Raw genomic sequence first — 19845 nt, 5'->3', positions numbered from 1 at the left:
CGCAGCCACCTGGCGCGGGACAACGCCGCGCGTGCGGCACATCCGTCTCAAGGAGATATATGATGGATAAACTGACCGAACTCCGCCAGGCCCTGAGCAGGGCGGTTGACCAGCTGGGCACGGATGAATTCGTGCGTGATGCCGGCAAGTATTCCGCAAAAGAGGCGGAGATCGCTGATCTGCAAGGCCAGATTGACCGCCTGACGGCGGCTCGCTCCCGTTCGGCTTCGCTGGCGCGTCCGGTGTCCGGAGGCGCCAGTGATGAGCAGGTCGCCATCACCGTCCCGACCGGCTTTTCGCTGGACCACCTTGCTTCGCGCTCGGTGCGTCAGACCTGGTCTGCAGACGATTACATCCGTGGTGTCCGCTCCACGCTGAATTTCACGCCGGATCCGCAACAGCATTTCGGATCGTTCGGCGAGCAGCTCCGTGCGGTTGCCAATTACTACCTGACACGCGACCCGGGCCGCATCGACCCGCGCCTCCAGCGCGCCCCGACTGGCGCCGGGGAAGTGGACCCGTCCGCCGGCGGCTTCCTGGTGCAGACCGATTTTGCCACGGCCGTTTTCGCCCGCGCCTACGACATGGGCCAGATCATGAGCCGGGCGCAGAAGCTGTCTCTTTCGACTGGCGCGAACGGCATCAAGATTCCTGGCGTCGATGAAACCAGCCGCGCAACCGGCAGCCGCTGGGGTGGCGTCCAGTCCTACTGGGTCGGCGAAGGCGACACTGCTACGCGCACCAAGCCCAAGTTCCGCCTGGTCGAGCTTGACCTGAAGAAGCTGATGGCCAACTGGTACGTGTCCGACGAACTGATGGCCGATGCTTCCGTGATGAACACGATCGCCACCCAGGCTTTCTCTGAGGAAATCACGTTCATGACCGAGGACGCCATGTTCCGCGGCACGGGCGCCGGCATGCCTCTTGGTTTCCTCAATTCATCGGCCAAGGTAACCGTTGCCAAGAAGACCGGCCAGGCTGCGAAGACGTTCACCTATGAAAACGCCCTGGATATGTGGTCGCGCATGTGGTCGCGGTCTCGCGCCAATGCCGTCTGGGTGATCAACCAGGATGTCGAGCCGCAGTTGTTCTCCATGGCGCAGGTCATCGGCACGGCCGGCGTGCCGGTCTATCTGCCGGCCAACGGCATTTCCGGTCTGCCTTACGGCACGTTGTTCGGCCGTCCCGTCATCCCGCAGGAATATGCCGACACCCTCGGCACGGAAGGAGACGTCTCGCTTGTCGATTTCAGCCAGTACGTGCTGGCGGACAAGGGCGGCGTCAACATGGCATCGTCGATGCATGTCGCCTTCCTGACCGACGAAATGGTGTTCCGCATCACCTATCGCGTCGATGGCGAGCCGATCTGGCATTCCCCTCTGACGCCCTACAAGGGCACCAACACCCTGTCGCCCTTCGTCACGCTGGCCACCCGCGGCTGACAGCCTTTCGCTGACGCGAAAACCTGACTGCCGCAGTACGGACTGCGGCAGCAACGTCCCCTGCGGCTTGCTGGTGTAGGCCGCCTCATCCAACAAAGGAGCCATCACCATGGCAAGACAGCTTTCCCTGCCGCAGCATTTCAAGATCGTCCAGATGCTGCAGCCGCAGACCACCAATGGCGCGCTGACCACCGATGTTCTGAGCTTGAAGACGGCGCACAAGGCCTGGGTCGTTTTCGAATACACGCAGGCCGCCGGCCACGCGACCACGCCGACGTTGCGGCAGGCCACCTCGGTGGCCGCAAGCACCAACAAGGCCGGGCCGTCCGTCGCGATCTGGTCGAACGAAGACACGGTTGCAAGCGACACGCTGGTGCGCCAGACCGATGCGGCTTCCTACGCCGTCGCCGCCGATGTGAAGAACAAGCAGGTTGTGTTCGAGATCGACCCGGCGCGCCTCGACACGGCCAACGGCTACGACTGCATCTATTTCACGCAGGCAACCTCCTCCCAGGCCACCAACTTTGTGTCGGCCACAGCCTACATCGATACGCGCTACAAGCAGGCAACGCCGCCGAGCGCCATCATCGACTGATCCGGCGCGGGCGGCTGATCAGTCGCCCGCATCCCCTCCAAACCGTCATGTGACGGCCGCCGCGCAGCGGCCGGTAAGGAGAAAATCATGGGTACGAAAGCAAGATATATCGGCGGCGTCCAGTCGTTCTATGACGATGGGACGTTCGAGACAGTGCATAAGATGTCGCCGGTGCGGTATCAGGACGATTTTCTCGGAGCTGGTTCTCTGGTCATTCCGGCGGCCGGTTCCGGTGAAAGCGGCGCTGACTGGGTGAAGAAGATCGTGGGCGCTGCGCCTCCGGCCGTGGCGGGTGTCGCCAATGCCATCGGTGGCCAGATTTCCTGTGCGCTGACCAGTGCATCGCAAAAGCAGGACGCCGGTCTTTACTGGGGCGACCAGAAGGGCATCGATGTCACCAAGGGCGCGGTGTTTGAAGCGCGCATCCGGCTTTCCGTCCTGCCGTCCGCAACCGGCGTGCAGGCGGTGGCCGGCCTCTCGTCCGACTGGATCGACGGGCCGGACAACAACACCTGCTACATCCAGGTGCAGGCCAATGGATCCGGGCTGCTCTCTGTGCGTTCCTATGACGGCGTCACCGCAACGGCGGTTTCTTCCGGCGTGACGTTGACCACGGCAGACTGGGCCATCGTGCGCATCGACTGCACCGATGTCACGGATGTCAGCGTATTCATCAATGGCGACAAGGTCACCACGTCCAGCCAGATCAATTTCGCCGCGACGGGCACACTTGCCGTGCTGCAGCCTTACCTCGGGCTCTATAAGGCATCCGGAACGGGTGTCGGCACCATGCTGATCGACTTTGTGAAGATCTGGCAAAACCGCTGATGGCGGGCAACATCGACCGGGCAGCGCGGCCCTTCGGGCGCCGCGTGCCGCAGCCGCACCAAGTCGAGGATCGTGAAAAATGGCCGGAACAATCTCCGTCACAGCCGCCGAAATTGTCGGGAAGGCCACCAAATACACCGTGCAGTGGACCTCCGACAGCAGTGGCGCTGTTTCCGGAAACTCCTTTGACGTCCGGGGAGGGGGGCTGCTGCAGTTGAAGTTCATCCCTGGTTCCGGCGCCACGCAGCCGACCGATGCCTATGATGTGGTGATCAACGATGCCGATGGTATCGATGTTCTGCGCGGCGGTGGGGCGAACCTGTCAAATTCTGTTGGTTCCTATTCCACGCCGCCCGATGGCGCACCTGTTCTGCTGCTCGAGGCCGGACCCCTGACGCCCGTCATCAGCAATGCCGGGAATGCCAAGACCGGCGCGATCGTTCTCTATTTCTGGCCCTGATCATGACGGTTCGCACGGTTATCCGAACCGTTGTTCAGGCAGCGGCCAGCAAGGATCTGACGGATCTTGCCACCGTCAAGGACGAGTTGAGCATTTCCGGCGTAGCCTCCGATGCCAAGCTGACGCGGTATATCCAGGAGGCCTCGGCCGCTGCGCAGCAGTTCTGCAATCGCGTGTTTGCGGTCGAGCGGATCCGCGACCAGTTTTGGCCGCGCCGAGACGCCATCCCGAGCCCGATTCCTGGCGGCGAAATGCCGTTGCAGCTGACCACCTGGCCGGTGGTGTCGGTTGAAAGCGTTCTGGAAAACGGAACTGCGCTGGTTGTCGATGACGATTACCGCGTGGATGCGGATCTCGGTCAGCTGGTGCGGCTGGACGCAAACGGCTATCCGCGCAGCTGGCCGACGCTCGCCATTCAGGTCGAATACCATGCCGGATACGGGACATTGCCTCCCGATATTTCGGGAAAAATCGTTCGCATGGTGACGGCGCGTTATTTTGCAGCTGGGCGCGATCCTTCGCTGCGATCGGAAAATATCCCCGGCGTGCGTGATGTCAGCTGGTGGATTGCCACCGGGACGGATGCCGGCAACTTGCCGCCGGATGTCCTCGATGTCTTGAACAATTATCGCGTGCCTGTGGTTCGGTGACTTGATGAGCGCTCCGGAAATTGCCGCGCTGGATGCGGCCCTTGATCGGGCCGGCGAGAATGTGACGCTGAAGCGCACAGTGAAGCGCTCCGGTGCGGATGTGGTGGCGTCGGTCACTTGCCGCGCTGCGGTGCGGTCTGTATCGGCTGATCAGATCGCAGGGACGATTGCCGTTACGGATCTGGCGGTGATCATCAGCCCGACGCAGATCCTTGCCGCATCCTGGCCGGGAGCGAATGACAGCATCCCGGCCGAAAACCTAGTCGACCAGCGCCTGCCGAAAATCACCGACAAGATGGTGGTGCAGGGCAGGGAGCGGCAGGTGAAAGTGTCGAAGCCAATCTATGTCGGCGGTGAGTGGGTGCGCACGGATATGGTGGTGGCTGGCTGATGGCGACGGGGTTCGAGCAGTTCGAGCGCGAATTGCGGTTGGCTGTGGCGGGCCTTCAGCCGGAGGCGATCAACGCGCAGCTGGCAGCCTTCGCCAAGCAGGAGTTGCGGCGGGTGATTGCCTCGGGCGAGGCCTCCCCGATCTATGAGCGCTACGTCAATAACGTGCGCGGTCTGCCGGAAGAGGCGGTGCAGGTGCCGAATGGCATCGTCTACCAGTTTGTGAACTGGCCGGCCGTGATCCGCATGGCGCTTGAAGAACTGCGCTCGCGCGTGCCGGTCAAATCCGGCCGCTATGCCGGTGGCTTCATGGTTCTGGCAAACCAGCGCGCGGTTGCCGATTACAAGACCATTCCGGTTGATGCCGAGGTGATCATTCTCAATGCGCGCCCCTATACCCGAAAGATGGAGAGCGGCGCGTTGAAGGTTGGCAAGCGTCATTTCGAAGCAACGAAGAATTCTTTGGCGCGTCGATTCCGTGACGGGTTCGCATTTGATTTCCGATACCTCGATGTGAAGCCCGGGATGCATCCGGATATCCCGTACATCCTGAAGCGCTGCGGTCGCCGAAAAGATCGGCAGGCCGGCATGCCGATCGGCTATCCGTCGCTGATCATCAACACCCTTTGATTTTTGCCGGAGACAGCGCCCCGTGGCCAGTGCCGAAACCTTCGATGCCTTCAAGGGCGTTCTTGATGCGGAATGGACGGCAACCGCGCTCGTTTTTGAAAATGAAACCGGCCAGGAGCTGGTCGAGGCCGGCTTGCCCTTCGTCTATGTCGAGATCTACGGATCGAGCTATGACCAGCAGTCCGTGGGTTCGCCGGGCTCCAATCTGTGGCTGGAACAGGGTTCGACCTGGCTGCATGTGATGGTGCCTTCAGGGAAAGGCAGCCGGCAGGCGCGGATCTGGGCCAAGCAGCTGATCGACCTGTTTCGGGAGCAATCCATCATCGCTGTTCCTGCCACCGGGGAGCAATTGTTCATGCCTGAAATGAGTATTGGAGCCGGCGAGCCGGGCCGTGACTTCCCGCAGTATTTCGCGATGACGGCCACCATTCAGTGGTATCGCCGCGACTACAACACCTGATCCGGCAGCGTGCCCGGCGCGCATGCCTTATGACCCCTGGCGCGGATCGGCGCCACATCCTGTTTCTTCAGAGGAGCCTTGCCCATGACCATTGCTGACGGCAGTCAGGTACGCCTTGCCGATGTCGCGGAAGTGACCATCGGCACGACGCCATCCACACCCGCGTTCCAGGTGCGCCGCTACGTCACCTCGGATGTGAAGATTTCCAAGCAGACGCTGGTGCCAAACGAGGTGCGGGCAGACCGCAACGTCTCGAGCATCACCGATGTCGGCCGCAACGTGCAGGGAACCATCAACACGGAGCTGTCCTACGGCACGTTCGATGACTGGCTGTCAATGTTGCTGTGCGCCGACTGGTCCACGGACGTGCTGAAGAACGGCATCACTCCGAAGACGCGCACACTGGAATTCTTTTACGAGCAGGGCGCGACGGATACCTATGTGCGCTACCAGGGCTCACGGATGAACACGCTCGACCTGAACCTGACGGCCCGGCAGACCGTGACCGCCAATTGGGGCATCATGGGTATTCGCAGCCCGACGCCGACCACGGCGATCATCACCGGAGCGACCTATGCCCCCGCGACCACAACGCCAGTGTTCAACGCGGGCTTGAACGTGGCGTCTCTGGCGCTGACTGGTGTCAGCAACTCGCCCAAGATGCGTTCACTCACGATGCGCATCAACAACAACATCTACCAGAACGATGTTGTGGGTTCCTATGAGCCCTATTCGCATGGCTTCGGCCGGTTCGAGGTGACCGGCACCATGACCACCTATTTCGAAAATCTCGACACTTACAATGCCATCCTCAATCACTCGGACATCGCGCTGGCCTTCCAGCTGGCCGATGCGCTGGGCAATACCTATGACGTGGAGATCCCGAAGTTGAAGCTTCTGGATGGCGGGCCGCCCGGCGTGGGCAATGGCCAGCCGGTCATCATGGATGTGCCCTACCAGGCATTCTTCGACAGTTCGTCTTCGGCATCAATCACCATCACCCGCAATCCGGCCTGACGGCCCGTTTCTCGCGCCTCCCGACCTTTGGGCGCATACCCTCTCGCCGCACCGCTTGAAACCGGTGCGGCGGGCAGGGATGGCCGGCGTGTCGGGCGCCGGCCATCTTTCCCCGACCGAACGTCAAAAAGGATCCCGACATGACCAGTGCCCCGACCAAGATCATCAAGCTTTCTTCACTCAAGGCCGACCTGCAGCGCGAGGCCGCAGGCGACTGGATTGATTTTCCCGATTGGCCCGGCGTGGCGTTCAACGTTTCGTCTCTTCATCTTCCGGCCTATGTGACGGCGCGCGACCTCGCCATGAAGATGCTGCAAAAGCAGTATGGGAGCGCGACTGTTCCGCAGGCGGTCCTGACGGCCGAACTGGGGCGGCTTTACGCAACGCACATTCTGCATGGCTGGCGCGGCCTGGACGTGCCCTACAGCGCAGCGGACGCCATGAAGACGCTGTCCGACCCGGAATTCCGCAATGTGGTTGCAGCCGTTGAATGGTGCGCCGCGCAGGTTTCGCAGGTGCAGATCCAGTTTGTGGAGGTGGAGGCAAAAAACTCCGCAGCGCCTTCCGCAACCGGTTCCGCCTGATCGGCAAGACGCCGGCTGAAGTCGAAATCGAGTTATGGAAGGCGGAACTTGCTGCCAGCGAAGAGCACGGCGAAGACTGGATCAGAGCCGATGTCGGCCCGATTGTCGAATACGAGCCAAGGCCCTGGCACGACCTCTATTTTCGGGCCTTCGATGCGCTGCAATACGATCGGTTTTTTGGCGCCATGGGTGGAGAGGGACCGATCTTCTATCAGGCCTTGAGCTGCTACGCCCGCGACCACGGGCTGACCGGACTTGAATTTCTGGATTTCCAGATTTTCATGAACGCACTCGATGGAGAGTATCTGTCGATGCGCCGGGAAAAGACGCAGCGAGCGGCAGACGGAAGCTCTGCCGGTGGTTGACAGCCATGCGGCCCCCTTTCGCAACCGGGTGGCCACACCGTCTATCAAAGACAGGCCTTGATGCCTGTTTTGATGGCCTCTGTCAGGGAAGGCAGCATCGCCTGGCCCTTGTACAGCGCGATCGTTGAGGTTTTGCCATTGGCCTTCACATTGACGGTGTAGGTGTAGTGACCGTTTACGAAGCCGTCAGTCGGTACGATGTCATATTCAGTGCCGGGCGCGATGACCTGGGCGACAAATCGAAAATTGCCGATAGCCGCGGCGCTCAGGTTTTTCCCAAGTGACGGAATAAGGCATGTGACCGTGGCATCGACGTTCCGGGATGCCGTGAACGTTGTAAGCGGCGGCTGTGAGCGGACGTAGGCGTCTGACTGGCAGCCGCTCGCAAGCAATAAGGCGGCCATCGTGGCCATGGTGGAAAGCTTCATTTTCACCCCCTAAAACAGTCCTGCAATTCAAAACTCTGTTCGCGCAAACGCGCAACACAAAATCCGGAAAGCGTGCCATGTCGCGTCGTGGCCGCCTGGTTGTGGAAAGAAGCCTGTGACGGTTCAATTGAGCACTCTGCGCGTCGTGCCGCAACTGGATGGCTCCGGCTATGCCGCCGGCGCCAAGCAAATCAATACTGCCAACCAAAGCATGCTGGATACTCAGCGCCAGGTGGCGGCTTCTTTTACTCAGATTGACACGCGCATCAGTCAGCATGGCAATAGCCTGACAAGGCTGTCGGGGAAATATGATTCTAATTTTGTCAATATGCAGCGGTTCGGCAGGGCGCTCAACGAACTGACCGGTGGATTTGAGCGTGGCGACATTCCTCTGCGCAACGCTTTGACAATCTATGATGGCATGTACCGAAAGCACGGGCTGCTGGCGGAAGCCTCGTCTATCGCCGCGCGTGGTCAGAATGAGTTGGCAAAGGCCATTGATGCCGCGAATTCCCGTTTGACTTCGCAACAGAAAATAATCGCTGCCAATCACAACACGCCCGGCACCAATTACGCCGCGGTCAATGCCACGTATCAGCTGCAGGATATCGTCACGACCGCGGCCGGCGGCATGAGCCCTGGCCTGATCGGCCTGCAGCAAGGCTCGCAGCTGGCCGGTTCGTTTGCGGGCATGGGGCTGAAAGAGGTTGGCGCAACGCTGGCGGGCGCCGTTGGCGGTCTATTGTCGCCGGTGTCGCTGATTGCTGTCGGCCTGACGGCTGCGACGGCCGCCGCCATCCAGTTCGGTTCGCAGGCTTTGAGCCCTGTGAAAACTATGGATGATGCGGTCAAGGCGCATGCTGATAACGTCGACCTGTTGCGCAAGCGGTATGGAGAACTGGGCGAAACAGCTAAAGCGTCGTCATCTGTTCTGGGCCCTGGCTTTCTGGATGCCAGTATTCGTTCAAATGAGCAAATCCTGCGCGCGGTGTCGCGACAGGAGGAAAAGCGCTATGTGTCCACGCTGCAGTCCAACGCCGGCTTGACGGGCTATTTGTCGCCGCGCACCAATGTCAAGGTCGATCAGCTGACTGGCCTGACGGGCGGGAACGCGGATTTCCAGCAGCCGGTCAATGCATTCCTGGACGCCATCCGCCGCGGCAATCCCGATCTCGGAGTGTTCCGCGCCTCCATTGAAGAGACGTTCAACAAGCAGCTTGGCTCTGCGGAATACACTGACAATCTGGCTCGATCCCGAGATGCTGTGTTGTTGTTGGGTGAGAGTTTCCTGACCTCGGCTGGCTCCATCAAGGTGCTGGGCGATGACGGCAAGGAAACCACGCAATCGCTTGAGCCTTTCTCGGCATCGATCGCCCGGCTGAAGCTGGGGCTGGCGGACAGGTCTCCCGATGCCTTTTCCGGGTTCATCAAGGATGTAACCGAGATCGGCGAACGGCGCGGACTGCTGAATGTGGCGGACCAGATCATTGTGTTGGGCAAGTCCCTGCTGGATCTGAACCAGCAAACGCGGGAACTCGACGCCCGCAAGCTTGCCATTTTCAACACGATCGGTTCGAACGGCAGGCTGTTGTCGCAGGGCACGATGAACCGTGACGATGCGGGCAATCTGGCGCTTTATGAATCACAGCAAGCCATTGCCGCGCAGCGCAGCCGCGAGGCTTACGAGGCGCAGATTGCGGGGCTTGGGGCGAAAAGCCCGGCCGAGCGGGAGGCCGCGGCCCGGCGTGCGGAAGCTGCGCGCTATGACCAGTCCGAAACGCCAGAGGCTCGCCGCCAGCGCATCGATCAGGCGGGCAGTATGGCTCGGCTGCAAATGGAGCACCAGCTGCGCGAGGCGCAGGAGGATCGCACCCGCAGCCTGCAACGCTCGCTGGCGGATCAGCAGATGGAGATCTCGCTGATCGGCAAAACGTCCATCGAGGCGTCGGCGCTGCGCAAGGAATATGAGCTGATCGCCAACCTGAAGGCGGATGCAGCGCGCAACAACACGATCGTTGACCCGGCCGAAATCGAGCGCATCAAGGCTGCGACGGCCGAAATGCGGGGGCTCAATGAGCAGCTGGCCACGCAGCAATTGCGACGCGATCTGCAGGTGCAGCGCTCCGACATGTTCCTGTCGGCCAGCGATCTTGCCGTGACCCAGCGGCTGCGTTCCGCAGGCCTTCCGGAAGACCTGTCATCGCCTGAGGCTGGCTATATGCGCCAGACCATGCGCATGCAGGAAACGAAGACGGCCATTACCGGCTTTTTCACGGATTTCCGGTCGGCGCTGGAAAGCAATGGCGGCAAGGTGGGCAAGGCGCTCGGAGATACGCTGCTGAATGCCCTGGTCAATCAGTTGACCAAGGCTTCCGATCTGGCTCTGGACCGGGTGGCAAACATCATCGTCAAATCGTTGTTTGGCGAAGGCGGCGGCGGTTCCGGGATCTTGCCAAGCTCGGCCACCGGGTTTGGTGGCGCGGCCGTCAAGGCCGTGACAGGCGGTGTCGCAGCCAATGACAATAACGGCGCGCTCGGCATGTCCGTCTACGCGGCTGCCACCAAGTCGATCGAGAGCGGTGGCAATTATGGCATCATGGGTCCGGTGACGCGCACCGGTGACCGGGCTTATGGCGCTTATCAGGTGATGGGTGCCAATGTGCCTTCATGGACGCAAGGCGCGCTCGGCCGCTCGCTGTCGCCATCGCAGTTTCTTGCTGATCATTCGGCGCAGGATGCGGTGTTCAACTGGAAATTCGGCGGCTACGTCAGCAAGTACGGCCCATCGGGTGCCGCGCAGGCGTGGTTTGGCGGCCCGGGTTCGGTCGGGCGGGGTGCTGGCTGGTCGGATTCTCTTGGCACGACCGGAACCGAATATGTCAACAAGTTCAATTCCGCTCTGGCTAATGCCTCCAAGAATGTCGGCACCTTCGGAAGCGGTCTCGGCCAGATAGGCCAGACGCTGTCCAGCAGCTTCTTTCCTGCGGCTCCTGCGGCGGCTTCCGGCGGAGGTGGTGGTCTGTTTTCATGGATCGGCGGCCTGTTTGGCGGCGGCAAGACAGCAAGCGTGGCAGGTGGCGGCTTGTCAAAGTACCTTGGCCTTACGGGCCTCTTCGAGGAGGGCACCGAATTTGCGCCCGGTGGCCTTGCCATGGTGGGTGAAGGTGGGCGCGAGATCGTCAACCTGCCGCGCGGTGCTCAGGTTATCCCGAACCACCGCACCGAAAGCTTGCTGGGGGCCGCAAACAACAACCGTGGCGGAAATGGTCGGGCGGCAAACGGCATTCTGCAGGTAGTGGTCCAGGGTGCGAACGGCGACGAGCAGATCCGCAAGATGGTCGATCAGGGTGTGTCCAAAGCGCTGGAGGCGCAGCAGATCGAAAGCGAGCGCGGCGGCTTTGCCTCGACGCAGCAGCATTATACGCGCCGGAAGGGTTGAGGCATGGCCGGATTTCTGAACCTGCCGTTGCTGGCGCTGGATTTCATCAAGCCGCAGCGGATGCGCTTTGACGTTGCCGGGAATGCGGTTTCCGGCGGGCGCAATGGCAATGGGCAGGAGATATCATACGAGATGTCGGGTGGCGGTTTTGTCACCTGCACCTATGGCAGCTGCTGGGTGCAAGGTCGCGAGGAGCACGAGTATGCCTGCTGGCTCGCGGCGCGGCTCAATGGGTCTTTCCGGTTCATTGATGTGCCGCTGAAGACGGACTGGCAGGGACCGTTCCCGGTGTATGACCGGTTCCCGGCGCCTTTTGCTTCGGGCATCCCGCATTCCGATGGCGCACTGTTCTCCGATGGCTCGGGCTACAGCCAGGCCACGGTGTGGGGGCGGGTCATGGAAGATGCGAGCCTGAATTCCGGCACGCTGCGCATCCGTATCTACAACCCATCGCGGCCTCTGCGCTGGAGTGACTGGTTTTCGATCTACCATGACGGCGCCAAGGGCTGGCGGGCCTATCGGTACTGGGAAGTGGTGACGCGGTGGGATGATGGCACGGAAACCATATCCGGTACGCCCTTCGCCTACCAGGAATACTTGCTTGCCATCAACCCGGCGCTCAGGGCGGCGGTCACGGCCGGCACTCGCATCGAGTTTGCCCGGCCGCGTTTTGCCGCCAAGCTGACGCCGGGGACTTCGGCGCTCGACGATGTGGAGGGCTTCTGGCTGATGCGGCCGACGCTGCAGTTCGACGAGGCGTTTTAGGATATGGCCTATACCGTGAATTACGTTCCGGCGGCGCTGGTGGAAAGGCTGCAGGGCAGCGCCATTCTGGCGCTGTTCATGCGGGTGGAGACGGACCCCGCCTTGCATATCTGGTTTGGCGTCAACGATGTGCCGGCCCGCTTCGACAGCATCGACGAGACCGGGCAAGTCTACTATGGCGGCGGCCGGCTGGCGGGATTGCCGACGCTGGAAATGCTGCTTGGCGGCGCATCTGACGTGGTGGATTTCACCTTGTCCGGTGTCGACCCGGAAACCGGAAACGCGATGCTGGATAGCCTGCCGGAGGTGCGTGGTGCTGCGGTGCACATCGGCGCGACGGTGCTGGATGACTATTATCAGCCGGTCACCAATATAATCCCGATGTGGCAGGGCGTTGCCGCGCGCGTGACAGAAAACATGCCTCCCGTCTCGCGCGGCGAAATGCCGACGCTGACGCTGTCTCTTTCAGTCGTGGCGGGGGAAAACATGCGGTCGCGTCCCTCTCGATCGGTATGGACTGCATCTCAGCAAAAGACGGTCTCTCCGACTGATCGCTTTTGCGACAACACCGGCCGCCTGGCCCGCACAGTCAGCCCGGCATGGCCGAATTTCTAAGGTTTCGGTTCTGATGAATGTTCGCGACTTCCTGCGCGTTCGCACGCCCTTTGTGTGGGGTGGCGTTGACGGCGAGGACTGCACGACCTGGTGCGCGCGCTATGCCGAGCTTCTGACAGGTGATGACCCTGCATCGGATCTCCGCGGCACTTATCAGAACAGAGAGGGCGCGCTTGCGATGATTGCTCGCAACGGTGGCCTCGTTGCCACCGTTGCGCCTCGACTTAAGCGCTCAGGCTGGCGCGTCGTTCAAGCACCCGCAGATGGACATATGGCCGTGATTGAAGCGCTTGCAAACATCGATGGTGACGGCCCGCAGCTTTCCGAAATTTCCGCCTTGCGGTTCGGACCTTTGTGGGTGGCGTTGGGTCCATGCGGTCCCGCCGGTATTGCCGCTTCGCGTGTGCGCGTATTGGCGTGCTGGGGCCTTGCATGACACGATTGGTGACCCCCTGTCAGCCGGAGCCGTTGGCATCGCATGGTGTGCGTTATGAGCATGCAACATCGGAGGAGATCGAGCGGCTGATGTGGCCGCGGGATTATCTGCACTGGACCACGACGCACTATAGCCGCGTGCAGCATGACCCGATCTTCACCCCGATCTTCACGTCATTTTTCAGCAGTATCGGCTTTTCCGCGACGGCAGCTTCTCTGGCCGGCTCGCTGGCGACTGCCGTAGTGACTACGGCGATCACAATCGGTCTCCAGCTTTTGATGGCGCCCAAGCCGCCGAAGCCTGAGGATGGCAAGGCGCCATTTACGCAATCGGTGCCCTATCGCGTCTGGGGCGTCGGCACGACGCGGCTGGCCGGTGCCTATATGCTGTGGGAGGCTTCGGGCGCCAACCTTTATTCGGTGCAGGGCATTGCCGCGCATCGTATCCAGTCCGTGAACCGCTATTACCTGCAGGATGATGAGGTCACCATCAACGAAAGCGGCACGGTGATCGGCCTGGATGATGGCCGGTATGGTGATGGCAAGGTGTCGATCTATCACCGTCTCGGCGCCAATCCTGAAACGCCTTATGCCGAGTTTGTATCGGCGCTTTCCGGTCAGGATCTTTGGACAAACAACCACCGCGGCGACGGGCAGGCTTCTGTAGCCATGATTGCCCGCACGCCGAAATCGAAGGACTTCAATACGCGGTTTCCGTTCGGCGTGCCGAAGCTTTCCGTCGAGGCAAGTCTGGCGCTGGTCTGGGACTTTCGCGACGAGGCGCAAGACCCGGAAGACCCATCGACATGGGTGTTTTCGAAGAACAACGCTTTGCAAATGGCGTGGCACTGGTGTTTCAACGAATTTGGCCACCGCCGGGATTATCGCAAGGCGATCCTGCCGGTTCTCGATATGTGGATTGAGGAGGCGAATGTCTGTGACGAGCTGGTGGCGACGGCTGCTGGCGGTTTCGACAAGCGATACGAGTGCAGCGGTTGGGATACGACCGAGCGCGAGCCGAAGGTTGGCACGAATGCCATTCTGGCCGCCTGCGATGGCTGGCTGTGCGAACGTGGTGATGGCGCGCTGCTGCTGACGGTTGGCAAGTTTCGCGAAAACCGTGTGGTGACGCTGACGGACGCCGATATTGTCGGCCATCGTGTGCAGGATGACGTGCTTTTCGAGGAAGAGATCAACCGGCTCGTCCCGAAGTTCAATTATCCGGACACCGATTATTCCTCGGCTGATACCGACTTCTTCGAAGACGTCAGCCGCCAACTGAAGGCCGGGCGGATTCTGTCTGAGGATGCCAGTTACCAGTGGGTGACAAACTGGAGGCAGGCCCGCCGGCTGGGTTATCGCGAGTGGCTGCGCATCCAGCAGAAGGTGCGAGGGCAGTTGAACGTGCGGCTGTCCGGCATCAATGCCGTCTATACGCGGTGGGTGCGCCTTTCGACGCCGAACCGGTTGCCGCGCATCAACGGCAAGCTGATCGAGAATCGCCGCTCGACGCTGGACCTGATGAAGGGCGGTTTCGCCATGGAGTTCATCCAGCACCCGGACGACATCGATGCCTGGTCGACGTCCCTTGAGGGAGCGAAGCCGCCTGTCCCGCCTCGCGCCAATGCTGCCAATGTGCCGCAGGCTGTGATTGATGCTGTTTCGCCGGTCGCATCCGGTGGCGCGGTCTATCTGACGGTGCGGATCAACGATCCGTCCGATGCAAGCCTGACGGCAACCGTTCGCTACCGTGTGCAGGATACGGGTTCCGGATCGCCTGGGAACTGGGTGGAAAAGACCTATTCCGATGCTGTGCCGTCAGGTGGTTTCGTCAGTGTCAGCACCGACGTGGTGCCCGGCAACACCTGGATCGAGGTGGAGGCGGCATGGATCACCACCAAGGGGAAATATGGCCAGTGGTCTGCGATCGAAACCGTCTATTCCACTGTCAACCCGACACCGCCCGGTGATGTGGTGGTTGGCGGGGTCATTGTCGGCGTTCCCGGCGAAGCAACGGTCAATTGGACTGCTCCGAACGACGCGCTCTATACCCGCGCGCGCGTCTATTACAACACGGTCAATAATTCATCGACTGCAACCTATGCCAGCCCCAGCATCGCAGGGTCTGCCAACGGTTCCTACAGCAAGCAAATCCTGCTTTCGGCCGGCACCTGGTATGCCTGGGTGGCCTCGGTCAACGCTTCCGGCGTCGAGGGAACGCGCGTTCCCACCGGCTCCTTCACAACAAGCTGAGGTCTTTCCATGGTGTTTTCTCCCAACGCCGCGACGGTTTATGCGGATGGCCCCGGTGCGTCTCCCCAGCAGCCATCCAAATTACAGATCAGGACGCTGTTGACGCAATATGAAACCGCGATCGACGCCTATTCATCGGGCGCCGGCTCGATAGCCAAATCCACCCGCGCGTTGCTTTATGCAGACCTGGCGCATGCCGCGGACGTGACTGCGTGGGTCTACGCTGACAGCACCACTGCCTATAACGGCATCTATCGCAAGAGCGGTGCGTCCGGTTCCGGATCGTGGTCAAAGATCCTTGCGCTGCCCTATTCCTTCGCAGTGGCGGTGGATGCCGGAGCGGGCACGGCCAATGCCATACTGGTGACATCTCAGGCGCCTTCATTCGATGGTGCGGTCTACTGCTTTTCATTGTTTGAGGCGACCACCGGCAGTCCGGTGACCGTGTCTATCAACGGCGGCACGGCGCTGACATTGAAGACCAATCGCGGCAGCAATGCCAGCGCATTGACGGCTGGCATGGATGTGTGGGGGCGTGTCCGCACGTCGGACAACACGTTCCGGCTGCTGAATGACCAGGATGTGGCGGCGCTTGTTGCGCAGGCCGAAGCTGCGGCCGCATCGGCGCAAGCATCCGCTGAAGAGGCCGCCGGGTATGCCGACTTTGCCCTTAACAACTGGGTGGTCTCCGGACCTTTCACAGGGACGGGTTCCGAGGAGGATTACCTACTGCTGGTCGATCCCGGATCCGTCAACAATCTGTTTGTCTCGGCCGGAGGCGCTTTCCCGTTGACGACTTCATACGAAGTTGTTGCAGTGTCCGGAAGCTACTACCTCCGGGCAACCGTGCCGAATGGTGTGGTTTTTGAGGTGCGTACCGGCAATGCCATCGACGTCAACACGCCGTCTGCCGGCAGCGTGACGCGTGCTTCGCTGGCTACGTCTGCTACGCTGGAAGGGCAGATAGCCGCCGCTACCGATGCGGCATTCAGCGACACGGATATGTTGATCGCTCGCAAGAGCGACGGTTCATCGGTCAAGCGTTCGTGGGGTAATGTGAAGTCTGCCCTTTCCACTGGAAAGGCGCGGTTTCGTGCCCACAAAAACAATGTTAACCAGGCGGGAATTGCCAGCGCCACCGACACCAAGTTGACCTTTGCGACCGAAGCGTCAGACGTTGGCGGCTTCTACGATGCAGCAACCAGCAAGTGGACCCCGCCGGCCGGGGCCGTCTTCCTGAATTCCGTCTGTCAAATCACAGGCACTTTCAGCGCGACAGTGCAGGTCGCCTATCTTCAGATTTTCAAGAATGGCGTTCTCTTCGCGGCCGGGGCATCCGTCCATGATGCCAATACCGGCAATACGTCTGCATCGGTGACGTGCACGGACGACGCCAATGGTAGCGACTTCTATGAAGTCTACCTGAACGTGGCCACAGCATCCGGGACAGCCACAGTCACCGGGGCCATTGTCGCAAATCGCTTCGAAGGCTTCATAATCTAGGGCGGGAACCAAGATGATCATTACCAAAATCAACCCGTCCATGATTGATGATGGCGGCCTGGCATATGTGACTATCGTCAAGGCGCAGACCCAGGCGGCGCTTGAGCAAGCCATGGACGACGCTGGGGCCGGTGGAACAATCTTCGTGCCGGCGGGCACCTATAACGTTTCCGGCTTTGCATCGCGTGCAGACTATCAGACGCTCATCTTCCAGCCCGGCGCGAAGCTGTTTCGCACGGGCGGCATGCATGTCTTCAACGTCACGCATGTAGGCACCCGGGTTTTTGGCGGGGAATTTGACGGAAACAAGCAGGCCGGCGATCCGCTTTTCCGTGCGATCTCGGCAAGCGCCGACTGCGGAATCGAAATTCACGACGCTCTGATCAAGAATATCGCGGGCTACGGTATTGGTGCGGTCGATGGTCGGTTCATTGTCAAAGGTTGTACCTTTGGCACGATTGGCTACATCTCGATCTTCTTCCAGTCGGAACTGTTCAGGGCCGTCGCCCCGATCATTGTCGAAGACAACACCATCACCAATACAGGTGCTGATTACAACGATTATGGGGGGATCATAATCAAGACCAACAATACCGTTGGTAATTTTCTGGTGTCGCCACTCATCAGGGGTAATCGCGTTACGCTTCCGGTGCCTGCCAACGCCACGGAAGCAAGCACCAAATATCCGAACTCCGTCTGCATCGAGTTGCGCGGATCCTCGGTTGGCGTCGTTGCGGACAATGCCGTTAACGGGGGCGTCATTGGCGTCTCCATCGCCAAAAGCAACCATTCGAAAGCTTATGCCAACCACGCCGTTGGCTGCTTTTATTACGGGCTTGAGGCCGCAGACACCAACGACCGGACGCAGTTTTTCGGCAACACCGTCACCGGCTCAAATGGCGTGTCCGGGCAATCCTGTGGCGCATCCATTTCCGCAAGCAGCAACAACACATCCCTGGTCGGGAATGCGATGTATAGCAATTTGCAGCGCATCAGGATTACCGGAGATTGTTCCGGAACGACTGAGGACTTTGTAGCGCGCGCTGGGGGCTACAACGCCTAGCCCAAACTTTGCTCAAGGCTGACGAACCAGCCCGGCGCAATTCCGACTATCCCCCCCCAAGGCAACATTACCTGATCGGAAATCTCATGAACCGTGCGGCATTTTTTGCCAGCGCGAGCGGCGCTCTGTTCGGCGGCCGGCTCTCGCAAGGGCAAGTGGATGGCATGGATGCCATCCTCGACGAATGGGAAGGCTCCGGCCACACAGATCAACGCTGGCTGGTCTATATGCTGGCGACGGCGTGGCACGAGACGGGCCGGGCCATGCAGCCGGTTGAGGAGAACCTGAACTACTCGGCGGCCGGCCTGCTCAAGACCTTCCCGCGCTATTTCAACGCGCAGCAGGCGCAAGTCTATGCCCGCCAGCCGCAGCGGATCGCCAACCGCGCCTATGCCAACCGCATCGGTAATGGCAATGAGGCAAGCGGCGATGGATGGCGCTATCGCGGGCGCGGGCTGGTGCAGATTACCGGACGGGAGAACTACCGCACCTATGGCATCGAGGATGCGCCGGACAAGGCGCTCGATGATCGCACGGCCATCAAGATCATGTTTCACGGCATGGCGTTGGGCACGTTTACCGGGCACAAGCTTGCCGACCATTTCACGTCGACCAAAACCGACTGGATCAACGCGCGCCAGATCATCAACAGGCTGGACAAGGCCGCCGAAATTGCGGCGGCCGCCCGCGATTTCATGGCCGCGCTGAATGCGGCGGGAGCGTGATGATGGAGCGCTCATGGAAATGGCGGCGGGCCATGGTCTTTTCCGTGGCGGCGGCCTGCATCGTCCTTCTGTTTGCGGCGCTGTTCATCGGCGGCAATGACCTGGTGACGCAGGCCATTGTTCAGGGAGCCTATCTGACGCTGGTGGCGGTGGTCGGCGGCTATCTCGGCATTGCCATGTGGGATGACCGCAACAAGGGCAAGGAGATCTTGTCCGGCATCAGCGAAAGGGTCGGGCCATGATAGCGCTTTTGGCTTCGTCTGTTGGCCGGCGTCTCCTTGTCGCGGGTGCGGCAGTGGGGCTCATCCTGGCCGCACTTGCCGGGGTCAGGCTGTGGCTGTCGCAGTTTGAAGATGGCATCCGGCGTGAGGAGAGGGCCGCCTGTGACCGGCGTATCGAAGAGATGGTGTCTCTCGCGGAATATGACGCGCTTTCCGCCCGAATGGCCGAAGAGGCGCGATTGCGCACTGCGGCAGAGGCTGCCGCATCTGCAGCTATCGAGCGATCGGCGGGACTTTCCCGTATGGCGGCGGAACGTGCGGCCGCGCTCGATGCACGTGCGGCAGAAGCACAGTCGACGCCGGGCCTGACCTTTCCCAGCAAGGAGGATCTGCAATGGCTTGCAAAGCCGCAGCGCTGATCTGTCTTGCCCTGCTCTCTGGCTGCGTTCCCAAGGATGGGGCGAACCAGAAGCGGCTTTCGGCGGCATCTGCCGCCGGCGCCGTGACTGCTAGCCTCTCGCAAAGCCTGCCGACGCGCCTCGACAGCAGCTGCACCGCGCATGTGCCGGATGTGGAGCCCAAGGCAACCGAGCCTTGGGTGACCACCGCCAGCCGTTGGCGCGTGGTGCGCGAAAACCGCAACGATGAGGCCGATGCCTGCGCCGAATGGTGGCGCGATTACCGGGCGCGTGTCGGCTTCGCACGGCCTAACAGGAGGTAGCTATGAGCTTTGCTTTTCGACTTGGCCTCGGCATCGCCCCCGCGAAGGGCGTGCGGGATTCGACCGCCTGGGTGATGCGCGATGAAACAGGAGATAAGGCGCCTCTGGATATCGACCACGAGAACGGGCGGTTTTGGTACAACGGCGCGGCGTACGCCACGGCCGCCGCGCTCTATGCGGCGCTCGGCACCGTATCGGTAGTTTCCGGCAACCTCGTCACGTTGGGTCCGACGCCGCAGGGCGCCGAACTGGTCGT

Annotated in this window: 24 protein-coding genes; 23 read left to right on the top strand and 1 reads right to left on the bottom strand. The window is 61.0% G+C overall.

The window, feature by feature from the left end; translation table 11 throughout:
• Nucleotides 1–62 precede the first annotated feature (62 nt).
• The 11 genes from ACEXP3_RS23845 to ACEXP3_RS23795 all read left to right on the top strand — a co-directional run bounded on the left by ACEXP3_RS23845 (nt 63) and on the right by ACEXP3_RS23795 (nt 7421).
• Nucleotides 63–1442, top strand: a complete 1380-nt coding sequence (locus tag ACEXP3_RS23845; protein WP_377299680.1) for a phage major capsid protein — start codon at nt 63–65, stop codon at nt 1440–1442.
• A 109-nt stretch (nt 1443–1551) separates the two neighbouring features.
• The gene (locus ACEXP3_RS23840) at nt 1552–2037 is read left to right on the top strand and encodes a hypothetical protein (protein WP_377299679.1); all 486 of its coding nucleotides are present in this window, start codon (nt 1552–1554) and stop codon (nt 2035–2037) included.
• A gap of 87 nt (nt 2038–2124) precedes the next feature.
• Nucleotides 2125–2865: a hypothetical protein gene (locus tag ACEXP3_RS23835; protein WP_377299678.1), complete on the top strand. Its 741-nt coding sequence runs from the start codon at nt 2125–2127 to the stop codon at nt 2863–2865.
• Nucleotides 2866–2944: 79 nt separating this feature from the next.
• Nucleotides 2945–3325 carry a hypothetical protein gene (locus tag ACEXP3_RS23830; RefSeq protein WP_377299677.1) on the top strand — a complete coding sequence of 127 codons (381 nt, stop codon included), beginning with the start codon at nt 2945–2947 and terminating at the stop codon, nt 3323–3325.
• Nucleotides 3326–3327: 2 nt separating this feature from the next.
• Complete coding sequence (locus tag ACEXP3_RS23825) at nt 3328–3975, top strand: hypothetical protein (protein WP_377299676.1); 648 nt, start codon at nt 3328–3330, stop codon at nt 3973–3975.
• Between the two features lie 4 nt (nt 3976–3979).
• On the top strand, nt 3980–4366 hold the full coding sequence (locus tag ACEXP3_RS23820) for a hypothetical protein (protein ID WP_377299675.1): 387 nt from the start codon (nt 3980–3982) through the stop codon (nt 4364–4366).
• Entirely contained in the window at nt 4366–4995 is a 630-nt protein-coding gene (locus ACEXP3_RS23815; RefSeq protein WP_377299674.1) for a hypothetical protein, read from the top strand. Before ACEXP3_RS23820 ends, ACEXP3_RS23815 begins: the two co-directional genes overlap by 1 nt.
• 22 nt (nt 4996–5017) lie before the next feature.
• Nucleotides 5018–5455, top strand: coding sequence for a hypothetical protein (locus ACEXP3_RS23810; protein ID WP_377299673.1), 438 nt, complete (start codon nt 5018–5020; stop codon nt 5453–5455).
• A gap of 84 nt (nt 5456–5539) precedes the next feature.
• Nucleotides 5540–6472: a phage tail tube protein gene (locus tag ACEXP3_RS23805; RefSeq protein ID WP_377299672.1), complete on the top strand. Its 933-nt coding sequence runs from the start codon at nt 5540–5542 to the stop codon at nt 6470–6472.
• Between the two features lie 140 nt (nt 6473–6612).
• Nucleotides 6613–7056 carry a phage-derived protein YdaY family protein gene (locus ACEXP3_RS23800; protein ID WP_377299671.1) on the top strand — a complete coding sequence of 148 codons (444 nt, stop codon included), beginning with the start codon at nt 6613–6615 and terminating at the stop codon, nt 7054–7056.
• Entirely contained in the window at nt 6963–7421 is a 459-nt protein-coding gene (locus ACEXP3_RS23795) for a hypothetical protein (RefSeq protein ID WP_377299670.1), read from the top strand. The genes ACEXP3_RS23800 and ACEXP3_RS23795 overlap by 94 nt, the downstream gene beginning before the upstream one ends.
• A gap of 44 nt (nt 7422–7465) precedes the next feature.
• On the opposite strand, the gene ACEXP3_RS23790 is transcribed toward ACEXP3_RS23795, so the two are convergent.
• Nucleotides 7466–7849, bottom strand: a complete 384-nt coding sequence (locus ACEXP3_RS23790; protein WP_377299669.1) for a hypothetical protein — start codon at nt 7847–7849, stop codon at nt 7466–7468.
• Nucleotides 7850–7964: 115 nt separating this feature from the next.
• Here ACEXP3_RS23790 and ACEXP3_RS23785 point away from each other — a divergent pair, with 115 nt between their 5' ends.
• The 12 genes from ACEXP3_RS23785 to ACEXP3_RS23730 form a co-directional block, all read left to right on the top strand.
• Nucleotides 7965–11288: a phage tail length tape measure family protein gene (locus tag ACEXP3_RS23785; RefSeq protein ID WP_377299668.1), complete on the top strand. Its 3324-nt coding sequence runs from the start codon at nt 7965–7967 to the stop codon at nt 11286–11288.
• A gap of 3 nt (nt 11289–11291) precedes the next feature.
• Complete coding sequence (locus ACEXP3_RS23780) at nt 11292–12053, top strand: hypothetical protein (RefSeq protein WP_377299667.1); 762 nt, start codon at nt 11292–11294, stop codon at nt 12051–12053.
• Between the two features lie 3 nt (nt 12054–12056).
• Entirely contained in the window at nt 12057–12668 is a 612-nt protein-coding gene (locus ACEXP3_RS23775; protein WP_377299666.1) for a hypothetical protein, read from the top strand.
• 13 nt (nt 12669–12681) lie between these two features.
• Nucleotides 12682–13104, top strand: a complete 423-nt coding sequence (locus ACEXP3_RS23770; RefSeq protein WP_377299665.1) for a DUF6950 family protein — start codon at nt 12682–12684, stop codon at nt 13102–13104.
• Nucleotides 13101–15356, top strand: a complete 2256-nt coding sequence (locus ACEXP3_RS23765) for a phage tail protein (protein WP_377299664.1) — start codon at nt 13101–13103, stop codon at nt 15354–15356. The genes ACEXP3_RS23770 and ACEXP3_RS23765 overlap by 4 nt, the downstream gene beginning before the upstream one ends.
• 9 nt (nt 15357–15365) lie before the next feature.
• Entirely contained in the window at nt 15366–16859 is a 1494-nt protein-coding gene (locus tag ACEXP3_RS23760; RefSeq protein ID WP_377299663.1) for a hypothetical protein, read from the top strand.
• A 13-nt stretch (nt 16860–16872) separates the two neighbouring features.
• Nucleotides 16873–17922, top strand: coding sequence for a right-handed parallel beta-helix repeat-containing protein (locus tag ACEXP3_RS23755; RefSeq protein WP_377299662.1), 1050 nt, complete (start codon nt 16873–16875; stop codon nt 17920–17922).
• 86 nt (nt 17923–18008) lie between these two features.
• Entirely contained in the window at nt 18009–18647 is a 639-nt protein-coding gene (locus tag ACEXP3_RS23750; RefSeq protein WP_377299661.1) for a hypothetical protein, read from the top strand.
• A gap of 2 nt (nt 18648–18649) precedes the next feature.
• Entirely contained in the window at nt 18650–18889 is a 240-nt protein-coding gene (locus tag ACEXP3_RS23745) for a hypothetical protein (RefSeq protein ID WP_377299660.1), read from the top strand.
• Nucleotides 18886–19287, top strand: coding sequence for a hypothetical protein (locus tag ACEXP3_RS23740; RefSeq protein ID WP_377299659.1), 402 nt, complete (start codon nt 18886–18888; stop codon nt 19285–19287). Before ACEXP3_RS23745 ends, ACEXP3_RS23740 begins: the two co-directional genes overlap by 4 nt.
• Complete coding sequence (locus ACEXP3_RS23735) at nt 19263–19589, top strand: hypothetical protein (protein ID WP_377299658.1); 327 nt, start codon at nt 19263–19265, stop codon at nt 19587–19589. The genes ACEXP3_RS23740 and ACEXP3_RS23735 overlap by 25 nt, the downstream gene beginning before the upstream one ends.
• A gap of 2 nt (nt 19590–19591) precedes the next feature.
• A partial coding sequence (locus ACEXP3_RS23730) for a hypothetical protein (protein ID WP_377299657.1) occupies nt 19592–19845 on the top strand: 254 nt, incomplete at its 3' end.

Source organism: Neorhizobium fuzhouense, from assembly GCF_042611105.1.
Classification (GTDB): Bacteria; Pseudomonadota; Alphaproteobacteria; order Rhizobiales; family Rhizobiaceae; genus Neorhizobium; species Neorhizobium galegae_A.
The sequence above is the reverse complement of the archived record's forward strand: the minus strand, read 5'-3'. Positions and strand labels throughout refer to the sequence as shown.

Coding starts and splice junctions, on each gene's coding strand:
- ACEXP3_RS23845 (WP_377299680.1), top strand. CDS start 63: ATGGATAAACTGACCGAACTCCGCCAGGCCCTGAGCAGGGCGGTTGAC.
- ACEXP3_RS23840 (WP_377299679.1), top strand. CDS start 1,552: ATGGCAAGACAGCTTTCCCTGCCGCAGCATTTCAAGATCGTCCAGATG.
- ACEXP3_RS23835 (WP_377299678.1), top strand. CDS start 2,125: ATGGGTACGAAAGCAAGATATATCGGCGGCGTCCAGTCGTTCTATGAC.
- ACEXP3_RS23830 (WP_377299677.1), top strand. CDS start 2,945: ATGGCCGGAACAATCTCCGTCACAGCCGCCGAAATTGTCGGGAAGGCC.
- ACEXP3_RS23825 (WP_377299676.1), top strand. CDS start 3,328: ATGACGGTTCGCACGGTTATCCGAACCGTTGTTCAGGCAGCGGCCAGC.
- ACEXP3_RS23820 (WP_377299675.1), top strand. CDS start 3,980: ATGAGCGCTCCGGAAATTGCCGCGCTGGATGCGGCCCTTGATCGGGCC.
- ACEXP3_RS23815 (WP_377299674.1), top strand. CDS start 4,366: ATGGCGACGGGGTTCGAGCAGTTCGAGCGCGAATTGCGGTTGGCTGTG.
- ACEXP3_RS23805 (WP_377299672.1), top strand. CDS start 5,540: ATGACCATTGCTGACGGCAGTCAGGTACGCCTTGCCGATGTCGCGGAA.
- ACEXP3_RS23800 (WP_377299671.1), top strand. CDS start 6,613: ATGACCAGTGCCCCGACCAAGATCATCAAGCTTTCTTCACTCAAGGCC.
- ACEXP3_RS23795 (WP_377299670.1), top strand. CDS start 6,963: ATGGTGCGCCGCGCAGGTTTCGCAGGTGCAGATCCAGTTTGTGGAGGT.
- ACEXP3_RS23790 (WP_377299669.1), bottom strand. CDS start 7,849: ATGAAGCTTTCCACCATGGCCACGATGGCCGCCTTATTGCTTGCGAGC.
- ACEXP3_RS23780 (WP_377299667.1), top strand. CDS start 11,292: ATGGCCGGATTTCTGAACCTGCCGTTGCTGGCGCTGGATTTCATCAAG.
- ACEXP3_RS23775 (WP_377299666.1), top strand. CDS start 12,057: ATGGCCTATACCGTGAATTACGTTCCGGCGGCGCTGGTGGAAAGGCTG.
- ACEXP3_RS23770 (WP_377299665.1), top strand. CDS start 12,682: ATGAATGTTCGCGACTTCCTGCGCGTTCGCACGCCCTTTGTGTGGGGT.
- ACEXP3_RS23765 (WP_377299664.1), top strand. CDS start 13,101: ATGACACGATTGGTGACCCCCTGTCAGCCGGAGCCGTTGGCATCGCAT.
- ACEXP3_RS23760 (WP_377299663.1), top strand. CDS start 15,366: ATGGTGTTTTCTCCCAACGCCGCGACGGTTTATGCGGATGGCCCCGGT.
- ACEXP3_RS23755 (WP_377299662.1), top strand. CDS start 16,873: ATGATCATTACCAAAATCAACCCGTCCATGATTGATGATGGCGGCCTG.
- ACEXP3_RS23750 (WP_377299661.1), top strand. CDS start 18,009: ATGAACCGTGCGGCATTTTTTGCCAGCGCGAGCGGCGCTCTGTTCGGC.
- ACEXP3_RS23745 (WP_377299660.1), top strand. CDS start 18,650: ATGGAGCGCTCATGGAAATGGCGGCGGGCCATGGTCTTTTCCGTGGCG.
- ACEXP3_RS23740 (WP_377299659.1), top strand. CDS start 18,886: ATGATAGCGCTTTTGGCTTCGTCTGTTGGCCGGCGTCTCCTTGTCGCG.
- ACEXP3_RS23735 (WP_377299658.1), top strand. CDS start 19,263: ATGGCTTGCAAAGCCGCAGCGCTGATCTGTCTTGCCCTGCTCTCTGGC.